The organism is Pseudomonas sp. 18173, assembly GCF_050432945.1.
In the GTDB taxonomy this organism is placed as follows: Bacteria; Pseudomonadota; Gammaproteobacteria; order Pseudomonadales; family Pseudomonadaceae; genus Aquipseudomonas.
The window spans coordinates 1-2,524 of record NZ_JBKFTN010000061.1 but is presented as its reverse complement, the minus strand read 5'-3'; the positions used below and the strand labels follow the sequence as shown (position 1 = coordinate 2,524).

The following is a 2,524-nucleotide window of genomic DNA, read 5'->3' as shown; positions in this document are numbered from 1 at the left end:
TACTGGAGTCGCCCGGTCTATCGCGAATGGCTGCACATGGCAATTGCCAGCGGGGTGATAAAGGTGCCGGTCGACGTCGATCCGGACACGGTGTTTGGTGCGATCTACCAAGGGCCGGTGATGCCTTGGATCAACCCGATCCATGAGGCCAATGCCTGGAAAATTCTGGTCGAGGCCGGCTTTGCCGACGAATCGGAAGTGGCGCGGGCGCGGCAGCGCAACCCGCAGGAACTCAAGCGTTCCCGGGCTTCGGAAATCAAAACCAACCGGGAACAGGGACTGGTCTTCAGTTCGGACTTCTATCACGAGACCTATGGAAAAACGCAAAGCAATGAACAGCAAAACAAAACGAAGCCTGCCGATGATGAGGCCGAGGGCCTCGATAACTCCGACGAATAAGCCCGGTGAAAGCTGGTACTCGCTCCGTGCGGCGCAGCAGCGCGGGGTGGTCGAGGTGATGCTGTATGACGAGATCGGCGCGTGGGGCATTACCGCCAAACAGTTCGCCCGCGATTTGGCCGCCATCGGCGATGTGTCTCAGATCAACCTGCACATTCACTCGCCGGGTGGCGACGTGTTTGAAGGGACCACCATGTACAACCTGCTGCGCGGCCATTCGGCGCGGGTGGTGGTGTACATCGACGGTCTCGCTGCTTCGATGGCCAGCGTGATTGCCATGGCCGGGGATGAAATCAACATGCCGGCCAACGCCATGATGATGATTCACAAGCCGTGGGGTGGGCAGGTGGGTGATGCCGACGCCATGCGCGAGTACGCCGATCTACTCGACAAGGTCGAGAGCACGCTGATTCAGGCGTATACGCGCAAGTCGGGCAAGGCGATCGAGGACATTCAGACTCTGCTCAAGGCGGAAACCTGGATGGATGGCAACGAAGCGGTGGCGGCCGGTTTCGCTGACAACGTGCTTGATCCGTTCAAGGCGGCCGCCCAACTCACTTCAAAACGAATGCAGGAGTTCACGAATATGCCTACCTCGGCAAAAAATCTGTTCAATCCACGCGGTTCTGCTCCAACCCCAGCGCCCGCTCCAGCTCCAGCCCCGACACCTGCGCCGGTTGTTGATCCGGCGCCGGTTGCGCTGACCCTGGATCAGATGCGCGCCCAGGTCATGGCTGCGGATGGTGCTCGCCGCACCGCAATCAATGCCGCGTTCTGTGGCTCGCTGGTCACCAGCCACACCGAGCTGCTCAACACCTGCCTCAATGATCTGAGCTGCACGGCCGAGATGGCGCGTGAAAAACTGTTGGTCGCGCTGGGTTCGACCACCACCCCAACGAGCGGCCCCGGGCATCATGGCCACATCAGCAATGGCAATCTGGTCGGCGATTCGGTGCGCGCCTCTCTGGCGGGCCGTTTGGGTCAGGCGGAGAACCAGAAAGACAACGCCTATAACCACATGAGCCTCCGTGAGTTGGCCCGTGCTTCGCTGCATGATCGCGGCATTCTGGTGGCCACTCTTGATCCGATGGCCATGGTCGGCCTGGCGTTCACCCATGACTCCAGCGACTTCGGCAACATCCTAGTGGACAGCGCCGCCAAGTCGGTGCTGCTCGGCTGGGACGAGGCGCCGGAGACCTACCACCTGTGGACCAAAAAGGGCCGTTTGAGTGACTTCAAGGTGGCGTCCCGGGTCGGCATGGGGGCGTTCCCGAGCCTGCGTGAAGTTCGCCCAGGTGCGGAATACAAGTACATCACCACCAATGACCGTGGTGAAAAAATCCGCCTGGCCACCTACGGTGAGATGTTCAGCATCACCCGGCAGGCGATCATCAACGATGACCTCGACCAGTTGAGCACGGTGCCTTACAACATGGGTCTGGCCGCGCGCGGCACCATCGGCGATCTGGTCTATGACACGTTGATCCATTCGCCGGTGATGAGCGACGGCAAAGCGCTGTTCGATGCCGAGCGCAACAACCTGTTCTCCGGTACCGGCGCCAGTATGTCGATTGAGGCGCTGAGCAAGGCCAAGACCGCCATGGCCTTGCAGAAAACCGAGGTCGAGGGTGGCAAGGCCCGCACCCTGAACATTCGTCCGGCGTTTGTCCTGGTGCCGGTGGCGCTGGAAGACAAGACCAACCAACTGATCCGCTCGGCGTCGGTGCCTGGCGTCGACACTAATGCTGGCATCGACAACCCGATCCGCAATTTCGCCACGGTGATCGCCGAGCCACGCCTGGACGATGATTCGCCGGTCACCTGGTATGAGGCCGCCCGCCAAGGTGCTGACACCATCGAAGTTGCTTACCTGGACGGCGTTGAACAGCCCTACATGGAGCAGCAGCAGGGCTTCACCATTGATGGTGTGACGAGCAAGGTGCGGATCGATGCCGGGGTCGCGGCGCTGGATTATCGCGGTCTGAACAAGTCAGTCGGTGTCGTGCCACTTGCGAAAGCCAGCCGTTAACGGTTGAAGAATCCCCTAAACACCCCGCCGCGAGCGGGGTTTGTTGTTTCTGTGCAGGAGAAATGCGCATGTCCAAGAATTATTCGGGTCCCGGCA

The 2,524-nt window shown here is 60.5% G+C and carries 1 protein-coding gene and 1 pseudogene; both read left to right on the top strand.

Annotation, left to right across the window (positions count from 1 at the left end; genetic code table 11):
- Nucleotides 1-399: pseudogene (locus ACLD1X_RS28995) on the top strand (phage portal protein); the annotation flags it as partial.
- Complete coding sequence (locus ACLD1X_RS28990) at nucleotides 362-2,428, top strand: ClpP-like prohead protease/major capsid protein fusion protein (RefSeq protein WP_429373707.1); 2,067 nt, start codon at nucleotides 362-364, stop codon at nucleotides 2,426-2,428. The pseudogene ACLD1X_RS28995 and the gene ACLD1X_RS28990, both read left to right, overlap by 38 nt.
- The last annotated feature ends 96 nt before the right edge of the window (nucleotides 2,429-2,524 follow it).

Coding starts and splice junctions, on each gene's coding strand:
- ACLD1X_RS28990 (WP_429373707.1), top strand. CDS start 362: ATGATGAGGCCGAGGGCCTCGATAACTCCGACGAATAAGCCCGGTGAA.